Below are 22,445 nucleotides of genomic sequence, written 5' to 3'. Positions count from 1 at the left end.
AAAACAAGGAATAACATGCGCATCGTATTTATGGGAACGCCGGGGTTTGCTGAAGTGATCTTAAGGGCGTTAGTTAAAGATAAAGAGATAGAAGTGATGGGGCTATTCACCCAAATGGATAAACCTTTTGGGCGTAAAAAGGAATTGAAAGCTCCAGAGACTAAAACATACATTCTAGAAAATCATTTAAATATCCCCATTTTCCAGCCACAAAGTTTGAAAGAGCCTGAAGTTCAAATCTTAAAAGCTCTAAAACCTGATTTTATCGTGGTGGTGGCTTATGGTAAGATTTTGCCTAAAGAGGTTTTATCAATCGCTCCTTGCATCAATGCACATGCATCGTTATTGCCTAAATACAGGGGGGCTTCGCCCATTCATGAGATGATACTCAATGACGATAAGATTTATGGCATAAGCACCATGCTTATGGATGTGGGGCTGGATAGCGGGGATATTTTAGAAAGCACTTCTTTTTTAAGAGAGGATTACTTGGATTTGGAAACTCTGAGTTTAAAATTAGCGCATATGGGGGCAACCTTACTCCTTTCAACACTCAAAAATTTCTCTTCCATCACAAGAAAACCTCAAGATCACGCACAGGCTAGTTTTTGTAAAAAAATCACCAAAGCCGATGGTTTAGTGGGTTTTAAAGACGCTAAAAGCTTGTTTTTAAAATCGCTTGCGTTTAATAGTTGGCCAGAAATATTTTTAGAAAATAGCCTTAAACTTTTAGGAGTGGAGTTGGTGGAGAATGAAAAGAACTACAAGGAAGGCGAGATTTTAGAAATTGATGAAAAAGGCGTTCTTGTGGGTTGCTTGAAGGGGAGCGTGCGTATAGCAAGGTTGCAAGCGGTGGGTAAAAAGCCTTTGAAAGCGAAGGATTATTTGAATGGCAAGCGTTTGAAAGCGGGCGATATTCTAACATGAGAAAATGTGAAAAAAGAGTTTTTGATAGCCTACCTTCCACGCAAACCTATCTTTTAGAAAAACTTAAAAACGATGGACTCAAAGCCCCTATTTTGATCGTGGCTAAAAACCAAAGCGCTGGGATAGGCAGTAGGGGGAATATTTGGGAGAGCGTAAAAAGTGCTTTGACTTTTTCGCTCGCTTTAAATGCAAGCGATTTGCCTAAAGATTTACCCTTGCAAGCGAACGCTTTGTATTTAGGGTTTTTATTCAAAGAAGTTTTAAAAGGTTTAGGCTCTCAAACTTGGCTTAAATGGCCTAACGACTTGTATTTAGGGGATCAAAAAATAGGGGGCGTGTTGGTTAATGTTTATAAAGACATGCGGGTGTGTGGCATTGGCGTGAATAGGGTTTCACAGAAATGGGCATGTTTAGATATTGGCGCGAGCGATGATTTGATTATAGAGGGCTTTTTAAAAAAAATAGAAGAAAATCTTTTTTGGGGGGAAGTTTTAAGTAAGTATGCGTTAGAATTTCATAGAAGCAACTCTTTTAGCTTCCATAATGATTGCGGTGAAGCGATGAGTTTGAAAGATGCGGAATTGTTAGAAGATGGCCGCATTTGTATTAAAGGTAAGATTTATGATAGGATGTGAGTATGATGAATGAAATCATTGCAGTGGCTAATCAAAAAGGGGGTGTGGGCAAAACGACAACAGCGGTTAATTTAGCGGCTTCTTTAGCAGTGCATGAAAAAAAAATCTTGCTGATTGATTTTGACCCTCAAGCCAACGCCACTTCAAGCTTGGGTTTTAGGCGCGATAAAATTGATTACGATATTTATCATGTGTTGATTGGCCGTAAGCAAATTTCTCAAGTGATCTTAAAAACCCAAATGCCTTTTTTGGATCTAGTGCCTTCTAATTTGGGTTTAGCCGGGTTTGAAAAAACCTTTTATGATAGCGTTCAAGATGAGAATAAACGAGGCGAACTCATGCTCAAAAACGCCTTAGAGAGCGTGGTGGGGCTTTATGATTATATCATTATTGATTCCCCGCCAGCTCTAGGGCCTCTCACGATCAATTCGCTTTCAGCAGCCCATTCGGTGATCATTCCTATCCAATGTGAATTTTTTGCCCTTGAAGGCACTAAATTATTGCTTAACACCATTAGAATGCTGCAAAAAAGCACGAACCCTAAGCTCAAAATCAGAGGTTTTTTACCCACGATGCATGTCCCTCAACTCAATTTGACAAAAGGGGTTTTAGCGGAATTGTTTAAGTATTTTGACTCAGAGTTTTTTAGAGATTCAACTACAGGAGAGTATATTATGATCCCTAAAAGCGTGAAACTAGCGGAATCGCCTAGCTTTGGTAAGCCCATTTTGCTCTATGATATTAAATCTAATGGCAGTATCGCTTATCAAAAATTAGCTCAAAGCATTCTTCAAGGGTAGCATATGGCAAAAAATAAAGTGTTGGGTAGGGGTTTAGCGGATATTTTCCCTGAAATCAATGAAGTGTATGAGCAGGGGCTGTATGAAAGAGCGAATCGGGTTGTGGAGCTTGGTATTGATGAGGTGATGCCTAATCCCTACCAGCCCAGAAAAATCTTTAGCGAAGATTCTTTAGAAGAATTAGCACAATCCATTAAAGAGCATGGTTTGTTGCAACCGGTTTTAGTGGTGAGTGAGAACGGGCGTTACCATTTGATCGCTGGTGAAAGGCGCTTAAGAGCGAGCAAATTGGCTAAAATGCCCACGATTAAAGCGATTGTTGTGGATATTGAGCAAGAAAAAATGCGTGAAGTCGCTTTGATTGAAAATATCCAGCGCGAAGATTTAAACCCTTTAGAGTTGGCTAGATCTTATAAAGAATTGCTTGAAAGCTATCAAATGACCCAAGAAGAGCTCTCTAAAATCGTTAAAAAATCCCGAGCCCATGTGGCTAATATCATGCGTTTATTGACGCTCTCTTCTAAGGTTCAAAACGCTCTTTTAGAAGAAAAAATCACTTCAGGGCATGCAAAAGTTTTGGTGGGTTTGGATGAAGAAAAACAAGAATTGATCTTAAATTCCATTATAGGGCAGAAACTCAGCGTGCGCCAGACAGAAGATTTAGCACGTGATTTTAAAATAAACGCAAATTTTGAAAATAAAAAACATGGTTTCAAGGAAACCCAAACGCTCATCGCTGAAGATGAATTAAAACGCTTTAATCAAAGTTTGTGGGATCATTACAAGCTTAAAGCCACTTTGAAAGGGGATAAAATCGTTTTACGATGTTATGAAAATTCTCTTTTAGAGGCTTTTATGAAAAAAATGATGTCTTAACGCTTGAGTATTCTCAAATTTTAAGCGATTTTTTGTTACAATGAAGCTAATGTTTTTATAACAAATGCGAGTTTTCAAATATTTTTAGGTTTTCAGGAAAGAAATAGGTCATGAATATATCGGTTAACCCCTATTTAATGGCGGTCGTTTTTGTGGTGTTTGTGTTATTGTTGTGGGCGATGAATGTTTGGGTGTATAGGCCTTTGTTGGCTTTCATGGATAACAGACAAGCAGAGATAAAGGATAGCTTGGCTAAAATCAAAACGGATAACACCCAAAGCGTGGAAATCCGCCATCAAATTGATGCCCTTCTTAAAGAAGCGGCTGAAAAGCGTAGGGAAATGATAGCAGAAGCGATTCAAAAAGCTATAGAGTCCTATGACGCTGTGATCAAGCAAAAAGAGAACGAGCTCAATCAAGAGTTTGAAGCGTTCGCAAAGCAATTACAAAATGAAAAACAAATCTTAAAAGAGCAGTTACAAGTGCAAATGCCGGTATTTGAAAACGAATTAAACAAGCGTGTGGCTATGGGTTTAGGGAGTTGATGGATGTTTTTAGTTAAAATGGTGTTAGGGTTTTTGATCCTTTTAAGCCCTTTGTGTGCTACTGGATTGGATATTTCACAAACAGATATTATAGAGCGTTCTTTAAATTTCCTCTTATTTGCGGGGATTTTGTGGTATTTTCTGGCTAAAAAACTGCGTTCATTTTTACACTCCAAAAGCCTTGAAATCTCCAAACGCTTAGAAGAGATTCAAGCCCAACTTAAAGTGAGTAAAGAAAATAAGAAAAAACTCTTAAAAGAATTAGAGCAGGCCAAAGAAAAAGCTGAATTAATCATTTCTGATGCGAATAAAGAAGCTTACACGATCACGCAAAAATATGAGTTGCAAACCAAAATGGATGTGGAAAATTTGATCAAAAATTCTAAGGCGTTGATGGATTTAGAAGTTAAAAAAATCAAAAGAGAGCTGGTTGAAAGCGTTTTTAAAGATCTAAGAGAGAGCAAAAAAGTCTCTTTCAATGCACAAGATTGCGTGAATATTTTGAAACAAAGGCTTTAAATGCAAGATTTAAAAGTGATCGCTAATCATTATACTAAAGCGTTGAAAAATCACACTAAAGGCGATTTAGCGTTACTAGAAGAAATTATTATGGGGCTTAAAAATGTAGCAGAAGCCATAAAATTGCACAAACTCAACCGGGTTTTAGCCCATGTTTCTTTAAAAGTGAAAAAAGAGGTTGTATTTGAAATCTTAGAAAAAATAACTTCCACAAAAGCATGTTCAGTTTTAAAGCCTGTGATGGAAGTGGTGTTAAAAAATAACAGGCTTGAGATGCTGGAATTGATCATTCAAGAGCTGTCTTTTGATTCTAAAAAGACTTTAGAAGCCACGCTTTTAGTCCCACAAAAGCTTGAAAACAATGAACTAGAAGCCGTGCAGCAAAAATTGCAAGCGCGTTTTAACGCTCCTGTAGAAATCGCTCAAGACACTTGGTCTAAAAAAGGGGTTTCTTTGAGCATTTCAAGCCTAGATTTAGAAATAGGCTTTTCTAAAGAAGATATTTTAAAGAAAATAGAAAAACAGGTTATTCAATCTATTTAATCAATCTAAGGAGATAAAGATAATGTCCCAACTAAAATTGGAAGAAATCAGCTCGGTTATTGAAGAAAAAATCAAGAATTTTGAACTTGATTGCGATATGGCTGAAGTAGGAAAAGTCGTTTCATACGCTGATGGTGTGGCTAAGGTTTATGGCTTAAATGGTGTGATGTCGTATGAAGTGCTGGAGTTTGAAACAGGAGATAAAGGCGTTGCGGCTAACTTAGAAGAAGATAGCGTTGGCGTGATTGTGTTTGGTTTTGGTAACAATATTAAAGAGGGGACTAGCGTTAAGCGCACGAAGAGTTTGATGAAAGTTCCTGTGGGCGATGCGGTTGTGGGGCGTGTGTTGAACGCTTTGGGTGAGCCTATTGATGGCAAGGGTGAGATAGAAACAAATGAATTTAGTCTTATTGAGCAAAAAGCCCCGGGCATTATGGACAGAAAATCGGTGCATGAGCCTTTGCAAACAGGCATTAAAGCCATTGATGCGTTGGTGCCTATTGGGCGCGGGCAAAGGGAATTGATCATTGGGGATAAACAAACCGGTAAAACCACCGTAGCGATCGATGCGATCATTAACCAAAAAGGGCAAAATGTGATCTGTATCTATGTGGCTATTGGGCAAAAAGAATCCACTGTCGCGCAAGTGGTCCGCAAATTAGAAGAATACGGAGCGATGGAATACAGCGTCGTGATCAACGCTCCGGCTTCAGATTCAGCTGCGATGCAATATTTAGCCCCTTATTCAGGTGTGGCTATGGGGGAATACTTTAGAGATCATGCCCGCCATGCCCTAATCATTTATGATGATTTGAGTAAGCATGCTGTCGCTTACAGAGAAATTTCTTTGATTTTGAGAAGACCCCCAGGTAGGGAGGCTTTTCCTGGAGATGTGTTTTATATCCACTCACGGCTTTTAGAAAGAGCGGCTAAACTTTGCGATGAAAAGGGTGCAGGCTCTTTGACCGCGCTCCCTATTGTGGAAACTCAAGCGGGCGATGTTTCAGCCTATATCCCTACGAATATCATTTCTATTACAGACGGGCAAATTTTCTTAGAAACGGATTTGTTTTATTCAGGGATCCGCCCGGCTATCAATGTGGGCTTATCGGTTTCAAGGGTTGGAGGGGCCGCTCAAATCAAAGCGACCAAGCAGGTTTCAGGGACTTTGCGCTTGGATCTAGCTCAATACAGAGAGTTGCAAGCTTTCACGCAATTCGCTTCTGATTTAGATGAAGCGAGTAAAAAGCAATTAGAAAGGGGGCAACGCATGGTAGAAGTGCTGAAACAAGCCCCTTATTCGCCCTTGCCTATTGAAAAGCAAGTGGTCATTATTTATGCTGGGGCTAAGGGCTTTTTAGATAGCGTGAGCGTGAAAAAAGTCGTGGATTTTGAAGAGCAACTGCACCCTTTCTTGGAAGCAAAATACCCTCAAGTTTTAGAAGAAATCCACACTAAAAAAGTGCTAGATAAGGATTTAGAAGCCATGCTAAGGAAAGTCTTAGAGGAATTTAAGCTCACTTATAGCGAGTAGGAGAGGGCTGGAATATGGCGAATTTAAGAGACATTAGAAAGAAAATTGGAAGCGTTAAAAACACGCAAAAGATCACGCATGCGATGAAACTCGTTTCCACTTCCAAGCTAAGAAAGGCCGAAGAAGTTGCAAGAAATTCCAGAGCGTATGCCTTGAAACTAGACGCTGTGTTTGATGATGTGCTGTCTAAGATGAAAAATCAAGGGATTGAAGACATTCAAAGCAAGTATTTTAGGGAACTAGAAAGACTTGAAATTAAAAAAGTGGATATTATTTTTATCACAGCCGATAAGGGGCTTTGTGGGGGCTTTAACACCAATACTATTAAAAAAGTTTTAGCATGCACGAATGAATACAAAGAAAAAGACATTAAAGTGCGTTTGCGCGGTATTGGTAAAAAGGGTAATGAGTATTTTAGCTTTAACGGGATAGAGGTTTTAGACAAGATCAATAATTTGAGTTCTATGCCTAATTATGAACGCGCTCAAGAATTCATGAAAAAAGTGGTAGAGGATTATTTGAGTGGGAAAACCGATAAGGTGATTATCATTCATAATGGCTTTAAAAACATGATCAGCCAAGAAATAAGAGTCAAAACAATTTTGCCTATTGGGTATAAAATCATCCACCAAAACCCTCAGCCTAATGAGACGCAAGAGACTATTACTAGCGAACCAAGCGGGAGTGAAGATGAAATTTTAGACTCTTTGGCAGAAAAATATGTGGAGTATAGTTTATACTATGCTTTGATTGATTCTTTAGCCGCAGAGCATAGCGCTAGAATGCAGGCTATGGATACAGCGACAAATAACGCTAAAGATTTGGTTAAAACTTTAACTATTTCTTATAATAAAGCCAGACAAGAGGCGATTACGACCGAGCTAGTAGAAATCAATGCAGGCGTAGAAGCCCTAAAATAAAAATTACATTTAAGGAGCGATGAAAGCGATGGAAGGTAAAATCATTCAGGTTTTGGGCCCGGTGGTAGATATAGAGTTTGAGTCCTATCTACCGGCGATTTTTGAAGCGTTAGACATTAATTTTGAAGTCAATGGCACTCAAAAATCTTTAGTTTTAGAGGTGGCAGCCCATTTGGGCGGTAATCGGGTGCGAGCGATTGCTATGGATATGACAGAAGGCTTAGTGCGTAACCAAGCCGTCAAAGCTCGTGGAAAAATGATTGAAGTGCCTGTGGGCGAAGAAGTGTTAGGGCGCATTTTTAATGTTGTGGGCGAGAGTATTGACAATTTAGAGCCTCTTAAGCCGTCCTTAACTTGGCCCATTCACAGAAAAGCCCCTAGTTTTGAGCAACAAAGCACTAAAACAGAAATGTTTGAAACCGGTATCAAAGTCATTGACTTACTAGCCCCTTATTCTAAGGGCGGTAAGGTAGGCTTGTTTGGTGGGGCTGGCGTAGGGAAAACGGTGATCATTATGGAGCTTATCCATAATGTGGCTTATAAGCATAATGGGTATTCGGTGTTTGCAGGTGTGGGGGAGCGCACCAGAGAAGGGAATGATCTGTATTTTGAGATGAAAGAAGGGGGCGTTTTAGACAAAGTCGCGCTGTGCTATGGGCAAATGAATGAGCCACCAGGTGCGAGAAACCGCATTGCATTCACCGGCTTGACGATGGCAGAGTATTTTCGTGATGAAAAGGGCTTAGATGTGTTGATGTTTATTGACAACATCTTTAGATACGCTCAAAGCGGTGCGGAAATGAGTGCGCTATTAGGCCGTATCCCTTCAGCCGTGGGGTATCAGCCCACGCTAGCCGGGGAAATGGGGAAACTTCAAGAGCGTATCGCTTCCACTAAAAATGGCTCTATCACTTCGGTTCAAGCGGTGTATGTGCCAGCAGATGACTTGACTGACCCAGCCCCTGCTTCAGTGTTTGCGCATTTAGATGCGACTACGGTATTAAATAGAAAGATCGCTGAAAAAGGGATTTATCCGGCGGTGGATCCTTTGGATTCCACTTCAAGGATTTTAAGCCCTCAAATGATCGGCGAGAAGCACTATGAAATCGCTACCGGTATCCAGCAGGTTTTGCAAAAATATAAGGATTTGCAAGACATTATTGCGATTTTGGGATTAGACGAATTGAGCGAAGAGGATAAAAAGATTGTTGAGAGGGCCAGAAAAATTGAGAAGTTTTTATCCCAGCCGTTTTTTGTGGCTGAAGTGTTTACAGGAAGTCCTGGTAAGTATGTGACTCTTCAAGAGACTTTAGAGGGCTTTGGAGGGATTTTAGAGGGTAAATACGATCACATTCCTGAAAACGCGTTTTACATGGTGGGCAACATTCAAGAGGTTTTAGAAAAAGCTAAAAACATGAAAAATTCCTAAAGGTTTTGCCATGGCTTTGTTGAAAATTAGTGTGGTAGTTCCTGAGGGGGAAGTTTATACAGGAGAGGTTAAAAGCGTTGTGTTGCCAGGAGTTGAAGGGGAATTTGGGGTGCTTTATGGGCATAGCAACATGATCACTTTGCTTCAAGCTGGAGTGATTGAAATTGAAACGGAAAACCAAAAAGAGCACATTGCGATCAATTGGGGTTATGCAGAAGTTACTAAAGAACGGGTGGATATTTTAGCCGATGGGGCGGTCTTTATTAAAAAAGGATCAGACGATAGAGATGATGCTATCTCTAGGGCTAAAAAGCTTTTAGAGGACGCAAGCTCTGACAGGTTAGCGGTCTCTAGCGTGCTTGCTAAGATTGAGTCTCTTTAAGGGGATAATCATGTTAGATTCAATCGTTTATTTTTTCAATAAGAGCGGGTTTGTTACCACGCTTGTGTTAGTTTGGATTTCGCTTTATTTGGTGATGACTTTATGGGTCTTTTTGTATAAAAGCATTGTGTTAAAGATTGAACTCAAGCACGAGATGCAATCTTTATCTAACATTCTTAATGGGGTGCAAGACGCTCCAGAGCATTTCATGTTTAATAAAAAAAGAAATGATGAAACCAAAAGGTATTCTAATGAATTGTTGCAGGCTTGGAAACACCAGGTTCTTAAGCAAAGCACGACAGGTTTAGTGGTATTGAGCATTATCTCTTCTACAGCCCCCTTTATTGGTTTGTTTGGAACGGTGGTTGAAATTTTAGAAGCGTTTAACAATTTGGGTGCGTTAGGTCAAGCTTCTTTTGGGGTGATTGCACCCATTATTTCTAAGGCTCTTATCGCTACCGCTGCAGGGATTTTAGCGGCCATTCCAGCCTATTCTTTTTACTTGATTTTAAAGCGCAAGGTGTATGATTTATCGGTTTATGTGCAGATGCAAGTGGATATTTTGTCTTCTAAAAAATAAAGCTTTTAAGGGGATTGTATAAATATCTTAAATAGGGAGTTAGAAGGTTTTTATGAATTATGATAACTATTGGGATGAGGACAAACCAGAACTCAATATCACGCCCTTAGTGGATGTGATGCTTGTTTTATTGGCTATTCTTATGGTAACAACACCCACTCTTACTTATAAAGAAGAGATTGCTTTGCCTTCTGGCTCAAAAACTGCTAGAGCCACTCAAGATAAAATGATAGAGATCCGCATGGATAAAGACGCCAAAATCTATATAGATAGTCAAACCTATGAATACAACTCTTTCCCGGATACTTTTAACTTGCTTTCTAAGAAATACGATAAAGATACTAGAGTTAGTATCCGTGCGGACAAACGATTGACTTATGATAAAGTGATTTATTTGTTAAAAACGATTAAAGAAGCGGGTTTTTTAAAAGTTTCTTTAATCACAAGTCCTTAAAAAGTAGGGCTAATTTGCATGAGTAAGAGCGCGATCTTTGTTGTTTCTGGCTTCTTAGCGTTCTTGCTCTATGCTTTGTTGTTGTATGGTTTGTTGCTAGAAAGACACAATGAAGAAGCGGAGAAAATTCTTTTGGATTTGGGCAAAAAAAACGAACAAATCATTGATTTGAATTTAGAAGATTTGCCAAGCGATGAAAAAAAAGATGAAAAAGTAGTTGAAAAAAATGCAACTGATAAGGAGGGCGATTTTATTGATCCTAAAGAACAAGAAGAAAGTCTTGAAAATATTTTTTCTTCACTCAATGATTTTCAAGAAAAGACAGACACAAACGCTCAAAAAGATGAGCAAAAAAATGAGCAAGAAGAAGAGCAAAGGCGTTTAAAAGAACAGCAACGCTTGAGAAAAAACCAAAAAAATCAAGAAATGTTGAAAGGTTTGCAACAGAATTTAGATCAATTTGCACAAAAACTAGAAAGCGTTAAAAACAAGACTTTAGATTTGCAAATCCCTAAACAAGATGGGGTTGATGAAAAAGCCTATCAAGAGTGGTATGCTCAAATCTATCAGATTTTATATAAAGGTTGGAAAGGGGTTTTTTACCACAAGGCTTCAGTGAGCGTACTGATTATGATCACTAAAGATGGAGAGTTTGATTATACCATTCTTAGCTACTCCGATTTTAAGGATTATAACAAGAGCGTGATGACCCTTTTAAATGATTTAAAGAAAGTGGATTTTCCCCCATATCCTGGAGGAAACATGGTTTCTATTAAAGTTAATTTCACCACTAAGGAAGAACAATGAGGTATTTATGGCTTTTTTTAATACACACTATAGGGCTTTTTGCAACAGATAAAACACTAGATATTATTAAAACCATTCAAAAACTTCCTAAGATTGAAGTGCGCTATTCTATAGATAACGATGCCAATTACGCTTTAAAATTGCATGAAGTCTTGGCGAATGATTTAAAGACCAGCCAGCATTTTGATGTTTCTCAAAACAAGGAGCAAGGCGCTATCAATTACGCAGAACTCAAGGATAAAAAAATCCATCTTGTAGCGCTTGTGAGTGTGGCGGTAGAAAACGGCAATAAAATTTCACGATTAAGGCTTTATGATGTGGATACAGAAACGCTCAAAAAGACTTTTGACTACCCCATTTTAAGTTCAGATTTATACCCTTTTGCAGCACACAACATGGCCATTGTGGTGAATGATTATTTAAAAGCCCCTTCTATCGCTTGGATGAAGCGCCTCATTGTTTTTTCTAAATACATTGGACCAGGAATCACAAACATCGCCTTAGCCGATTATACGATGCGTTATCAAAAAGAAATCATCAAAAACAACAGGCTCAATATTTTCCCTAAATGGGCGAACGCTGAGCAAACGGAGTTTTATTACACGCAATATGGCGAAAGAACGCCCATGATTTTAAAATACAACATTCAAAAAGCCACTCATGAGAATATCGCTAGTTCTCAAGGAATGGCTGTGGTTTCTAGCGTGAGTTCTGATGGCTCTAAAATTTTAATGTCTTTAGCCCCTGATGGCCAACCGGATGTGTATTTGTATGACACGCATAAAAAAACGAAAACCAAAATAACGCGCTATCCTGGGATAGATGTCTCAGGAGTGTTCTTAGAAGATGACAAGTCTATGGCTTTTGTTTCAGATAGATCCGGTTATCCTAACATCTATATGAAGAAATTGGGGTTAAAAGAGAGCGCGGAGCAACTCCTTTATGAAGGAAGAAGCAATGAATCCATTGACGCTTATAAAGATAGCATTGTGTATGTGAGCAGGGAAAATCTTAATGAATTTGGCAAAACGGTGTTTAATTTGAATTTGATCACTCTAAACAGCAAGTATATCCGTAGGCTTACCGTGAATGGCTCTAACCAGATGCCTCGTTTTTCTATGGATGGGAGAAATATCATGTATATCAAAAAGACACCCCAAGAATACGCCATGGGGCTTATTTTACTAGACTATAATCAGAGTTTTTTATTCCCTTTAAAGAATGTGAAAATACAAGCCTTTGATTGGTAAGGTTAGATTAAGCGAATATGAGTTAATATTGACATTTATTAAATTTTATTCTTGGAGAATTTATAATGAAAAGATCTTCTGTATTTAGTTTCTTGGTGGCTTTTTTATTCATAGCTGGTTGTAAACACAACATGGATAAAGAAACCGTGGCTGGTGATGTGAGCGCTAAAGCGGTTCAAAGCGCACCTGTTTCTACAGAGACAGTTCAAGAAAAACAAGAGCCTAAACAAGAGCCAGCTCCAGTGGTTGAAGAAAAGCCGGCTGTTGAGAGCGGGACTATAATCGCTTCTATTTATTTTGATTTTGACAAGTATGAGATCAAAGAATCCGATCAAGAGACTTTAGATGAGATCGTGCAAAAAGCTAAAGAAAACCACATGCAAGTGCTTTTGGAAGGCAATACCGATGAATTTGGCTCTAGCGAATACAACCAAGCGCTTGGCGTTAAAAGGACTTTGAGCGTGAAAAACGCTTTAGTCATTAAGGGGGTAGAAAAAGATATGATTAAAACCATCAGTTTTGGTGAAACCAAACCCAAATGCACTCAAAAAACTAGAGAATGCTACAGAGAAAACAGAAGAGTGGATGTCAAATTAGTGAAGTAATTCTAGGATGAAAAGGTTTTTTTTTATCCCTTTTATCGCTCCCTTTTTTCTCAATGGGGAGCCTTCAGCGTTTGATTTGCAAAGCGGAGCTACCAAAAAAGAACTCAAGCAGTTGCAAGTCAATAGTAAGAATTTTTCTAATATTTTGACCAAAATCCATTCGCAAGTAGAGGCTAACACTCAAGCTCAAGAGGGTTTAAGGAGCGTTTATGAAGGGCAGGCTAATAAGATTAAAGATCTCAATAACGCTATCCTTTCCCAAGAAGAATCCTTGCGAGCCTTAAAAGCTTCGCAAGAAGTGCAGGCTAACGCATTAAAGCAGCAATCGCAAACTTTAGAGGATTTGAGGAATGAGATTCACGCTAACCAGCAAGCTATCCAGCAGTTAGACAAGCAAAATAAAGAGATGAGTGAATTATTGACCAAGTTAAGCCAGGATTTGGTTTCACAAATCGCCTTGATCCAAAAAGCTCTCAAAGAACAAGAGGAAAAAGCTGAAAAGCCGCTCAAATCAAGCGCTCCGGCTAATAAAAACCCCCCTTTGAAAGCCGAATCCCCAAAAAATCAAGAGAGAAAAACTCAAGAAAAGGCGAAAATTGAGTTTGATAAAGACTTGTCTAAGCAAAAAGAGATTTTTCAAGAAGCTCTGTCTTTTTTTAAAAATAAATCCTATGCAGAAGCCAGAGAGCGTTTGTTGTGGTTAGAAGCCAATAGTTACCGCCTTTATTATGTGCGTTATGTGCTTGGAGAAGTGGCTTATGGGGAAAAAAAGTATAGAGAAGCGATCAAGTATTACAAAGAGAGCGCTCTTTTAAATAAAAAAGCGTCTTACATGCCTGTGCTTTTGTGGCATACGGCATGGTCGTTTAAAAAAATCAAGGACGATCAAAACTATTATAAATTTTTAAACACTTTGCAACACTTGTATCCTTCAAGCGAACAAGCTAAAATGGCAAAAAAAATCTTAGAAAACAAGGAGAAATACCATCATGCAAAACCATGATTTAGAGTCAGTCAAACAAGCCGCTTTGATTGAATATGAAGTGAGGGAGCAGGGGTCTAGCGTTGTGCTAGACAGCAATATTTCTAAAGAGCCTTTAGAGTTTATTATAGGCGCTAATCAAATCATAGCAGGGTTGGAAAAAGCGGTATTAAAGGCTCAAATTGGCGAGTGGGAAGAGGTTGTTGTCGCTCCAGAAGAAGCTTATGGGGTTTATGAAAGCAGCTATTTGCAAGAAGTCCCTAGAGATCAATTTGAAGGCATTGAATTAGAAAAAGGCATGAGCGTTTTTGGGCAAACTGAAGACCATCAAACCATTCAAGCCACCATCAAAGACTTTAGCAACACGCATGTGATGGTGGATTATAACCACCCGTTAGCTGGGAAAACTTTAGCGTTTCGTTTCAAGGTTTTAGGTTTTAGGGAAGTGAGCGAAGAAGAAATTTTAGCTTCACACCATGGCGGTGGGACAGGTTGCTGTGGCACTCATGGGGGTCATGGCGGAAAGAAAGGTGGGGGCTGTGGTTGCTCATGCTCGCATGGGTAGTAGGGTATAGGAATATTTAAAAGGCAAGGTCATGAATAGTTCTAATCTCAAAAATTGGCTGTTCCCTACCATTTGCTTTTTTTTGTTTTGTTATATTTTAATTTTTTTGATGTTTTTTATGTTTAAAAGTTTGCAATCGCAATCTTTTGGCTCTGTGGCAGAAACCGGAAAAAAACCCATCACCACCACCAAGAAATTTGGTAAGGAATTGCAAAAACAGATTTCAAAGATCCATTAACTTTTTTTCTTTTTTGCCGATACTTGCTGTAATGGAATGAATATCAAATTAAAGGATTTTACAATGATCAATGCCGTTTCTTCTCTTGCTCCGGTGCAATCTTTGGGGAATTACAAGCGTGTGGAAAGGAATGAAAAAGTTGAAAATAGCGAGATCGCTCTTGATAGGGTAGCTGAAATCAAGCAAGCTATTGAAAACAACCAGTATAAAATCAACTTGCATGAGACTTCTCACAAAATGGCACAGGATTTATTGGGGATAGGCTAGGGGTTTAAGGGCTTCATTTCTAGGGGGGTTTATTCTTGCTGTCGTTTTGTTTTTCATTAAATTTTAGTTTCTTTATGTTTTGAGTTTTTTGCTCTCTTAAATAGGGCATGTTTTTGTTGTGTGTTAGGAATGATTGATTGGGAATTTTAACTTTTATGGATTTTTGTTCTGGTATTGGTGGAGGCCGTTTGGGCTTGGAGCAATGCCATTTAAAATGCGTAGGGCATGCAGAAATCAATCATGAAGCCCTTAGAACTTATGAATTATTTTTTAAAGATACCCATAATTTTGGGGATTTGATGCGAATCAACCCTAATGATTTACCCGATTTTGATGTGCTCATTAGCGGGTTTCCTTGTCAAGCTTTTTCTATCAATGGCAAAAGGAAGGGGCTTGAAGATGAAAGAGGGACTATTATTTATGGGCTTATTCGCATTTTAAAAGTCAAACAGCCCAAATGTTTCTTGCTTGAAAATGTTAAGGGCTTGATCAACCATAAGCAACAAGAAACTTTTAAAACCATTGTTAAAGCCTTGCAAGAAGCGGGCTATACAACTTATTATCAAATTTTAAACAGCGCTGATTTCCAATTAGCCCAAAAGAGAGAACGCCTTTATATCGTAGGGTTTAGGAAGGATTTGAAACACCCGTTTAATTTCCCTTTAGGTTTAGCCAATGATTATTGTTTCAAGGATTTTTTAGATGCTGATAATGAATGCTATTTGGATACCAATAACGCTGCATTTCAAAGATACTTGCATAACCAATACAACCATAACCGGGTTTTTTTAGAGAATATCTTAACTTTAGAAAACGCCGTTTTAGACACAAGACAATCTGATTTGAGGCTGTATTTTAATGTTTTTCCTACTTTAAGGACTTCTCGGCATGGTTTGTTTTATGCCCAAAAAGGCAAGATCAAAAGATTGAACGCTATTGAAAGCCTGCTTTTACAAGGATTTTCTAGGGATTTGATCGCTAAGATTAAAGATAATCCTAACTTCAAAGAAAGCCATTTGCTATCCCAAGCAGGGAATGCGATGAGCGTGAATGTGATTGCTGCAATCACTAAACAAATGTTAAAGGCGATTCAATAAGGGAGCTTTAAGGGGAGAATGATTCCAAAATACCCCCTATCCCCTTAAAAAAATGGGTTTTATCATCAAATAAAATGGCATAGTATTTGCTTGAATACGGCTGAAACAAGAGCTAAAGGATTTGTTATGGTCGTTTTACATTCTCATTTAGAAAACGCGCTCAACCAATTGAAAGCGTTGATTGATTTAACGGAGCGCGATATAAGAGACATTAAGCTCGCTAAACACGCCGAAATTTTTGAAAGAAACCATCAAAAACAGCTAGCGATTCAAGCTTTTGAAAAAGAAAAAGCGAATATAGATGCGCAAATGTTGTCTTTAAAAAACCAATTCCCTAATAAAGAAATGAGTGAATTATTAGACGAAAAAACGAGCGATTTTTTAAACCAAATGCGAGAGTCCTTGCTTGTTTTGAAAGAAAAAAACTTGATTTATTCGCGCGTGGCGTTTGCGGTTTCTGAGTTTTATTCTTCGCTCATCCAACAAATCATTCCCCATGACACTTGCGATTATAAAGGCTCTAGGCATGTGGGGAGCCATTTTTTGAGAGTGCAGGCGTAAAATGGGCGGAATCTTATCTTCACTCAACACTTCTTACACCGGTTTGCAAGCCCATCAAAGCATGGTGGATGTTACGGGGAATAATATTTCTAACGCCAGCGATGAATTTTATAGCCGTCAACGCGTGATTGCAAAGCCCCAAGAGGCTTACATGTATGGCACTAAAAATGTGAATATGGGCGTGGATGTAGAAGCCATTGAAAGGGTGCATGATGAGTTTGTTTTTTCTCGCTACACGAAGGCTAATTACGAAAACACCTATTACGATACAGAGTTTTCGCATTTGAAAGAAGCGAGCGCGTATTTTCCGGACATTGATGAAGCGAGTCTTTTTACGGATTTGCAAGATTATTTCAACTCATGGAAAGAATTGTCTAAAAACGCTAAAGACTCCGCTCAAAAACAAGCCCTTGCGCAAAAAACAGAAGCTTTAACGCACAACATTAAAGACACTAGAGAAAGATTAACGACCTTACAGCATAAGGCGAGTGAAGAATTAAAAAGCGTGATTAAAGAAGTCAATAGCTTGGGTTCTCAAATCGCTGAGATCAATAAACGCATTAAAGAAGTGGAAAATAACAAAAGCTTAAAGCATGCGAATGAATTAAGGGATAAGCGAGATGAGTTGGAATTCCATTTGCGAGAGCTTTTAGGGGGGAACGTTTTTAAAAGTAGTATCAAGACTAGCTCGCTCACCGATAAAGACTCAGCGGATTTTGATGAGAGCTATAACCTTAATATCGGGCATGGGTTCAATATTATTGATGGCTCTATTTTCCATCCTTTAGTGGTTAAAGAGTCCGAAAATAAAGGGGGTTTGAACCAGATTTATTTTCAAAGCGATGATTTTAAGGTTACTAATATTACTGACAAGCTCAATCAGGGAAAAGTGGGAGCGTTATTGGATGTGTATAATGACGGCTCTAACGGGACTTCAAAGGGCAAATTGCAAGATTATATTGATTTGTTGGATTCTTTTGCTAGGGGCTTGATAGAATCCACTAATGCGATTTACGCTCAAAGCGCGAGTCATCATGTTGAGGGCGAGCCGGTGGAGTTCAATAGCGATGAAGTCTTTAAAGACACCAATTACAATATCAAAAACGGCTCGTTTGACTTGATCGCTTACAACACCGATGGTAAAGAAATCGCTAGAAAAACCATTGCTATCACGCCCATTACAACCATGAACGATATTATCCAAGCCATTAACGCTAACACTGATGACAATCAAGACAATAACACCGAAAACGATTTTGATGATTATTTCACGGCGAGCTTTAACAATGAGACTAAAAAGTTTGTTATCCAGCCTAAAAACGCTTCGCAAGGGTTGTTTGTCTCTATGAAAGATAACGGCACGAATTTTATGGGAGCCTTAAAGCTCAACCCTTTTTTTCAAGGCGATGACGCTTCTAATATCAGCTTGAATAAAGAATACAAAAAAGAGCCTACCACTATCCGCCCATGGCTTGCCCCCATTAATGGGAATTTTGATGTGGCGAACATGATGCAGCAATTACAATACGATAGCGTGGATTTTTATAACGACAAGTTTGATATTAAACCAATGAAAATCAGCGAGTTTTATCAATTTTTAACCGGTAAAATCAATACGGATGCTGAAAAATCAGGGCGTATTTTGGACACTAAAAAGAGCATGTTAGAAACCATTAAAAAAGAGCAACTCTCTATTTCGCAAGTGAGCGTGGATGAAGAAATGGTGAATTTAATCAAGTTTCAAAGCGGCTATGCGGCTAACGCTAAAGTCATTAGCACCATTGATCGGATGATAGACACTCTATTAGGGATTAAACAATAAGTTTTCTACCAATAGCGTTTTTATCAAATAGGCCTTATTTAACTTATTTTTTAAACTCTGTTTATTTTAAAACTCATTTTGAGCCTTTTTTATAACCAACACTCAAACGATAATGGTTAATAGCACCATATAAGCTATAAGCGAGAGGGTGTTTTGTAAAGCTTGTGTTATAATAACGATTATTGTTGATTGAAAGGAAAACAGATGAGACGGAGTTTTTTGAAAACGATTGGCTTGGGCGTGATAGCGTTCTCTTTGGGTTTGTTAAGCCCTTTGAGCGCGGCGAGTTACCCCCCTATTAAAAACACTAAAGTAGGCTTAGCCCTTTCTAGCCACCCGCTAGCTAGTGAGATCGGGCAAAAGGTTTTAGAAGATGGGGGCAATGCGATTGATGCGGCGGTAGCGATAGGTTTTGCGCTAGCGGTCGTCCATCCTGCAGCAGGCAATATTGGTGGTGGGGGTTTTGCGGTTATCCATTTGGCTAATGGTGAAAATGTTGCCTTAGATTTTAGAGAAAAAGCCCCCTTAAAAGCCACCAAGAACATGTTTTTAGACAAGCAAGGCAATGTAGTCCCTAAACTCAGCGAAGATGGCTATTTGGCGGCTGGGGTTCCTGGAACGGTGGCGGGCATGGAAGCGATGTTGAAAAAATACGGCACAAAAAAACTATCGCAACTCATTGATCCTGCCATTAAATTGGCTGAAAATGGTTATGCGATTTCACAAAGACAAGCAGAAACCCTAAAAGAAGCAAGGGAGCGGTTTTTAAAATACAGTTCTAGCAAAAAGTATTTTTTTAAAAAAGGGCATCTTGATTATCAAGAAGGGGATTTGTTTGTCCAAAAAGATTTAGCCAAGACTTTGAATCAAATCAAAACGCTAGGCGCTAAAGGCTTTTATCAAGGGCAAGTCGCTGAGCTTATTGAGAAAGACATGAAAAAAAATGGAGGGATTATCACTAAAGAAGATTTAGCCAGTTACAATGTGAAATGGCGCAAACCTGTGGTGGGGAGTTATCGTGGGTATAAGATCATTTCTATGTCGCCGCCAAGTTCAGGAGGCACGCATTTGATCCAGATTTTAAATGTCATGGAAAATGCGGATTTAAGCGCCCTTGGGTATGGGGCTTCTAAGAATATCCATATCGCTGCAGAAGCGATGCGTCAAGCTTATGCGGACAGATCGGTTTATATGGGAGACGCTGATTTTGTTTCAGTGCCGGTGGATAAATTGATTAATAAGGCGTATGCCAAAAAGATTTTTGACACTATCCAGCCAGATACGGTTACGCCAAGCTCTCAAATCAAACCAGGAATGGGGCAGTTGCATGAGGGGAGCAATACCACGCATTATTCTGTAGCGGACAGGTGGGGGAATGCAGTCAGCGTTACTTACACCATTAACGCTTCTTATGGAAGCGCTGCTAGTATTGATGGGGCAGGATTTTTATTGAACAATGAAATGGATGATTTTTCCATAAAGCCAGGAAATCCTAATCTCTATGGTTTAGTAGGGGGCGATGCGAATGCGATTGAAGCCAATAAGCGCCCTTTAAGCTCCATGTCGCCTACGATTGTGTTGAAAAACAATAAGGTTTTCATGGTGGTAGGAAGCCCTGGAGGGTCTAGGATTATCACTACAGTGTTGCAAGTGATTTCCAATGTCATTGATTACAATATGAATATTTCTGAAGCGGTCTCAGCCCCTAGATTCCACATGCAATGGTTGCCTGATGAATTAAGGATTGAAAAGTTTGGCATGCCCGCTGATGTGAAAGATAACCTCACTAAAATGGGCTATCAAATCGTTACTAAGCCGGTCATGGGCGATGTGAATGCGATCCAAGTTTTGCCTAAAACTAAAGGGAGCGTTTTCTATGGATCAACGGATCCAAGGAAAGAATTTTAACTTTTTAATTTTGACTTTTTGAAGAATGCAGGCTTTTTATCTCTCATCTTTCTCTATTTTTTTGGGGGGGGGGGACTTTTTAGCGAGAAAATCTTAAATTTAGTTTTAAAATTTATAAAAATAGTGTAAAATCTCTCATTACAAGAGACGATATTAGATCTAAAATGGTGTATGCAGAATGGAGTTTGAGAATGTTTTCTGGTTCTAGAACGCATGCAGTTTCTTTTTTAAGATTGGTAGCTATTGACATCATGTTTGATCTTATTAGTAACAGAGGAGCAACAATGGGATACGCAAGCAAATTAGCCTTGAAGATTTGTTTGGTAGGTTTGTGTTTATTTAGCACTCTTGGTGCAGAACACCTTGAAGAAAAAAGGAATTATATTTATAAAGGGGAAGAAGCCTATAATAATAAGGAATACGAGCGAGCGGCTTCTTTTTATAAGAGTGCTATTAAAAATGGCGAGCCGCTTGCTTATGTTCTTTTAGGAATCATGTATGAAAATGGTAGGGGTGTGCCTAAAAATTACAAGAAAGCGGCTGAATATTTTCAAAAAGCGGTTGATAATGACATACCTAGAGGGTATAACAATTTAGGTGTGATGTATAAAGAGGGTAGGGGCGTTCCTAAAGACGAAAAGAAAGCCGTGGAGTATTTTAGAATAGCTACAGAGAAAGGCTATACTAACGCCTATATAAACTTAGGCATCATGTATATGGAGGGTAGGGGCGTTCCAAGCAACTATGTGAAAGCGACAGAGTGCTTTAGAAAAGCGATGCATAAGGGTAATGTAGAAGCTTATATCCTTTTAGGGGATATTTATTATAGTGGGAATGATCAATTGGGTATTGAGCCAGACAAAGATAAGGCGGTTGTCTATTATAAAATGGCGGCTGATATGAGTTCTTCTAGGGCTTATGAAGGGTTATCAGAGTCTTATCGGTATGGGTTAGGCGTGGAAAAAGATAAGCAAAAAGCTGAAGAATACATGCAAAAAGCATGCAATTTTGACATTGATAAAAATTGTAAGAAAAAGAATACTTCAAGCCGATAACTCTCAAATTTGGGCTTGATTCAAGGATTTTTTGTTTTATGCTAAGTAGCGTGTTTTTTGAACAATTGATTTGAAGCGATAGATTAAAGATATTGCATTTTTCATGGCTAGATGGCTTTATACTAAAAACTTTAGCCAGAAAACATTGCTTGCTATAACTTTGCTTTGTTGGTCTCGCCTAAATATTCTCTTAACAAACCCCTAAATTCACCAACTCCAAACAATAGCGAGCGGTTTTCACAAGCTATTCAAAAACGACGCCAAGATCGCCGAGAGCTTAAAGCCAGCCACCACCAAGAACTTAAGCCAAGGTTTAGCGACCACTCTAAGCGGAGCGTTAAAATACCAATGGACTAAATTCACTTTAGGAACGCTATACAGAAACGCACCCGATCGCAGGCGTGAAATTAAGCCCTAAACGAAGCCGCTCTGCAAGCGAGTTTAGTAAGAATTTAAGGGCATTTACGATTTCATGCATTATTTTTTGATGGTGGATAGAGAAGCCAACAAATGAATTGCCCTAATTTGCCTAGATTTAGAGATAAGCGAACAAAGAGAAGTAAAAGAAACCACTAACGCATTACTGAAGTAATTACAAAGCACTTTAAAGAGTAACGTGCTTTTTATGGATCAAATACAGCTAATCCTTAAAGGGATTGTTAGGGTTTTAGAAGCGCTTAAGTTTGGATTTTTAAAAACGCCAACGAAATAGATCGCAGTTTAAGAAATTCCATTGAACGGCTTAGCCGGCGAGAGCTTGAAAGCGAAAATACAAGAATTTGAAAACTTTTTAGCGAGTTGTTAGCATGCATGCCAACCAGCAAGAAGCAACCGCTACACTAATACACTAAACGCTAATTAGCAAAAAACATTAGAAGCGAGGTTAAAAAGCTAGAAAACCAAATGATAGAAACCACAACCAAGCTTTTAACGAACCATCAAATCTTTTTAAAAGAAGCCAAAGGTAATGCTACAAATCAAATCAATAAGACCGAAAGCCTTGAAGCGATAGGGCAGCCAAAACGAGCAAGCTAAAAATGAAATTAGTGGAGTGAAAAACCGCTCATTATCAAAACATTGATTTTTTTGAGATTGAATAAGGCGTGTTAAAAAACCACTATAATACCCCTAAAAAATGCGAGTT

Annotated in this window: 27 protein-coding genes; 26 read left to right on the top strand and 1 reads right to left on the bottom strand. The window is 38.8% G+C overall.

Translation table 11 applies throughout. The features are described from left to right. The first annotated feature begins 15 nt into the window (after positions 1 to 15). The 25 genes from fmt to P6280_RS06980 all read left to right on the top strand — a co-directional run bounded on the left by fmt (position 16) and on the right by P6280_RS06980 (position 21,301). On the top strand, positions 16 to 927 hold the full coding sequence (gene fmt, locus P6280_RS07100; protein ID WP_283237384.1) for a methionyl-tRNA formyltransferase: 912 nt from the start codon (positions 16 to 18) through the stop codon (positions 925 to 927). Then, a complete protein-coding gene (locus tag P6280_RS07095) occupies positions 924 to 1,562 on the top strand; it encodes a biotin--[acetyl-CoA-carboxylase] ligase (RefSeq protein WP_283237383.1) in 639 nt (212 codons plus the stop codon). The genes fmt and P6280_RS07095 overlap by 4 nt, the downstream gene beginning before the upstream one ends. 5 nt (positions 1,563 to 1,567) lie before the next feature. Beyond that, positions 1,568 to 2,362, top strand: a complete 795-nt coding sequence (gene soj, locus P6280_RS07090) for a chromosome partitioning ATPase Soj (RefSeq protein ID WP_001869624.1) — start codon at positions 1,568 to 1,570, stop codon at positions 2,360 to 2,362. 3 nt (positions 2,363 to 2,365) lie between these two features. Further along, the gene (locus tag P6280_RS07085) at positions 2,366 to 3,238 is read left to right on the top strand and encodes a ParB/RepB/Spo0J family partition protein (RefSeq protein ID WP_024948672.1); all 873 of its coding nucleotides are present in this window, start codon (positions 2,366 to 2,368) and stop codon (positions 3,236 to 3,238) included. Positions 3,239 to 3,348: 110 nt separating this feature from the next. Then, a complete protein-coding gene (locus P6280_RS07080; RefSeq protein WP_096424183.1) occupies positions 3,349 to 3,783 on the top strand; it encodes a FoF1 ATP synthase subunit B' in 435 nt (144 codons plus the stop codon). Positions 3,784 to 3,786: 3 nt separating this feature from the next. Continuing rightward, the gene (locus tag P6280_RS07075) at positions 3,787 to 4,302 is read left to right on the top strand and encodes a F0F1 ATP synthase subunit B (RefSeq protein ID WP_000480441.1); all 516 of its coding nucleotides are present in this window, start codon (positions 3,787 to 3,789) and stop codon (positions 4,300 to 4,302) included. Beyond that, entirely contained in the window at positions 4,303 to 4,845 is a 543-nt protein-coding gene (locus P6280_RS07070) for a F0F1 ATP synthase subunit delta (protein WP_283237382.1), read from the top strand. 22 nt (positions 4,846 to 4,867) lie between these two features. Further along, positions 4,868 to 6,379, top strand: a complete 1,512-nt coding sequence (gene atpA / locus P6280_RS07065) for a F0F1 ATP synthase subunit alpha (RefSeq protein ID WP_154438146.1) — start codon at positions 4,868 to 4,870, stop codon at positions 6,377 to 6,379. Between the two features lie 14 nt (positions 6,380 to 6,393). Then, positions 6,394 to 7,299 (top strand): ATP synthase F1 subunit gamma, encoded by a 906-nt coding sequence (gene atpG / locus P6280_RS07060; protein ID WP_000002171.1) that lies wholly within the window; start codon positions 6,394 to 6,396, stop codon positions 7,297 to 7,299. A gap of 28 nt (positions 7,300 to 7,327) precedes the next feature. Further along, entirely contained in the window at positions 7,328 to 8,728 is a 1,401-nt protein-coding gene (gene atpD / locus P6280_RS07055; protein ID WP_283237472.1) for a F0F1 ATP synthase subunit beta, read from the top strand. A gap of 10 nt (positions 8,729 to 8,738) precedes the next feature. Next, positions 8,739 to 9,110 (top strand): ATP synthase F1 subunit epsilon, encoded by a 372-nt coding sequence (atpC, locus tag P6280_RS07050; RefSeq protein WP_001196322.1) that lies wholly within the window; start codon positions 8,739 to 8,741, stop codon positions 9,108 to 9,110. A 10-nt stretch (positions 9,111 to 9,120) separates the two neighbouring features. Next, the gene (locus P6280_RS07045) at positions 9,121 to 9,690 is read left to right on the top strand and encodes a MotA/TolQ/ExbB proton channel family protein (RefSeq protein WP_000887311.1); all 570 of its coding nucleotides are present in this window, start codon (positions 9,121 to 9,123) and stop codon (positions 9,688 to 9,690) included. A gap of 52 nt (positions 9,691 to 9,742) precedes the next feature. Next, positions 9,743 to 10,144, top strand: a complete 402-nt coding sequence (locus tag P6280_RS07040; RefSeq protein ID WP_001105106.1) for an ExbD/TolR family protein — start codon at positions 9,743 to 9,745, stop codon at positions 10,142 to 10,144. 18 nt (positions 10,145 to 10,162) lie between these two features. Continuing rightward, positions 10,163 to 10,951, top strand: coding sequence for an energy transducer TonB (locus P6280_RS07035; RefSeq protein WP_283237381.1), 789 nt, complete (start codon positions 10,163 to 10,165; stop codon positions 10,949 to 10,951). Then, entirely contained in the window at positions 10,948 to 12,201 is a 1,254-nt protein-coding gene (gene tolB, locus P6280_RS07030; RefSeq protein ID WP_220907841.1) for a Tol-Pal system protein TolB, read from the top strand. The genes P6280_RS07035 and tolB overlap by 4 nt, the downstream gene beginning before the upstream one ends. A 65-nt stretch (positions 12,202 to 12,266) precedes the next feature. Beyond that, positions 12,267 to 12,806, top strand: a complete 540-nt coding sequence (locus tag P6280_RS07025; protein WP_000831123.1) for an outer membrane protein Omp18 — start codon at positions 12,267 to 12,269, stop codon at positions 12,804 to 12,806. A 7-nt stretch (positions 12,807 to 12,813) separates the two neighbouring features. Next, a complete protein-coding gene (locus tag P6280_RS07020) occupies positions 12,814 to 13,809 on the top strand; it encodes a tol-pal system YbgF family protein (protein WP_283237380.1) in 996 nt (331 codons plus the stop codon). Beyond that, complete coding sequence (locus P6280_RS07015; protein WP_001179364.1) at positions 13,796 to 14,353, top strand: FKBP-type peptidyl-prolyl cis-trans isomerase; 558 nt, start codon at positions 13,796 to 13,798, stop codon at positions 14,351 to 14,353. Before P6280_RS07020 ends, P6280_RS07015 begins: the two co-directional genes overlap by 14 nt. Before the next feature lie 31 nt (positions 14,354 to 14,384). Continuing rightward, the gene (locus P6280_RS07010) at positions 14,385 to 14,591 is read left to right on the top strand and encodes a hypothetical protein (RefSeq protein WP_001088955.1); all 207 of its coding nucleotides are present in this window, start codon (positions 14,385 to 14,387) and stop codon (positions 14,589 to 14,591) included. A 63-nt stretch (positions 14,592 to 14,654) separates the two neighbouring features. Continuing rightward, the gene (locus P6280_RS07005; RefSeq protein WP_283237379.1) at positions 14,655 to 14,858 is read left to right on the top strand and encodes a flagellar biosynthesis anti-sigma factor FlgM; all 204 of its coding nucleotides are present in this window, start codon (positions 14,655 to 14,657) and stop codon (positions 14,856 to 14,858) included. A gap of 137 nt (positions 14,859 to 14,995) precedes the next feature. After that, positions 14,996 to 15,955, top strand: a complete 960-nt coding sequence (locus tag P6280_RS07000; RefSeq protein ID WP_283237378.1) for a DNA cytosine methyltransferase — start codon at positions 14,996 to 14,998, stop codon at positions 15,953 to 15,955. A gap of 126 nt (positions 15,956 to 16,081) precedes the next feature. Next, a complete protein-coding gene (locus P6280_RS06995; protein WP_283237377.1) occupies positions 16,082 to 16,516 on the top strand; it encodes a hypothetical protein in 435 nt (144 codons plus the stop codon). 1 nt (position 16,517) lies between these two features. Continuing rightward, positions 16,518 to 18,338 (top strand): flagellar hook-associated protein FlgK, encoded by a 1,821-nt coding sequence (gene flgK, locus P6280_RS06990; protein ID WP_283237376.1) that lies wholly within the window; start codon positions 16,518 to 16,520, stop codon positions 18,336 to 18,338. Between the two features lie 204 nt (positions 18,339 to 18,542). Then, the gene (gene ggt, locus P6280_RS06985) at positions 18,543 to 20,246 is read left to right on the top strand and encodes a gamma-glutamyltransferase (RefSeq protein ID WP_052937021.1); all 1,704 of its coding nucleotides are present in this window, start codon (positions 18,543 to 18,545) and stop codon (positions 20,244 to 20,246) included. 284 nt (positions 20,247 to 20,530) lie between these two features. Next, complete coding sequence (locus P6280_RS06980; RefSeq protein ID WP_283237375.1) at positions 20,531 to 21,301, top strand: HP1117 family Sel1-like repeat protein; 771 nt, start codon at positions 20,531 to 20,533, stop codon at positions 21,299 to 21,301. A 237-nt stretch (positions 21,302 to 21,538) separates the two neighbouring features. On the opposite strand, the gene P6280_RS06975 is transcribed toward P6280_RS06980, so the two are convergent. Beyond that, complete coding sequence (locus P6280_RS06975; RefSeq protein WP_283237374.1) at positions 21,539 to 21,664, bottom strand: hypothetical protein; 126 nt, start codon at positions 21,662 to 21,664, stop codon at positions 21,539 to 21,541. Positions 21,665 to 22,204: 540 nt separating this feature from the next. Between P6280_RS06975 and P6280_RS06970 the strand changes: the two genes are divergently transcribed. After that, positions 22,205 to 22,336 (top strand): histidinol dehydrogenase, encoded by a 132-nt coding sequence (locus P6280_RS06970; RefSeq protein WP_212877993.1) that lies wholly within the window; start codon positions 22,205 to 22,207, stop codon positions 22,334 to 22,336. Positions 22,337 to 22,445 lie beyond the last annotated feature (109 nt).

Source organism: Helicobacter sp. 219-2, from assembly GCF_030053225.1.
Taxonomy (GTDB): Bacteria; Campylobacterota; Campylobacteria; order Campylobacterales; family Helicobacteraceae; genus Helicobacter; species Helicobacter pylori_C.
The sequence above is the reverse complement of the archived record's forward strand: the minus strand, read 5'-3'. Positions and strand labels throughout refer to the sequence as shown.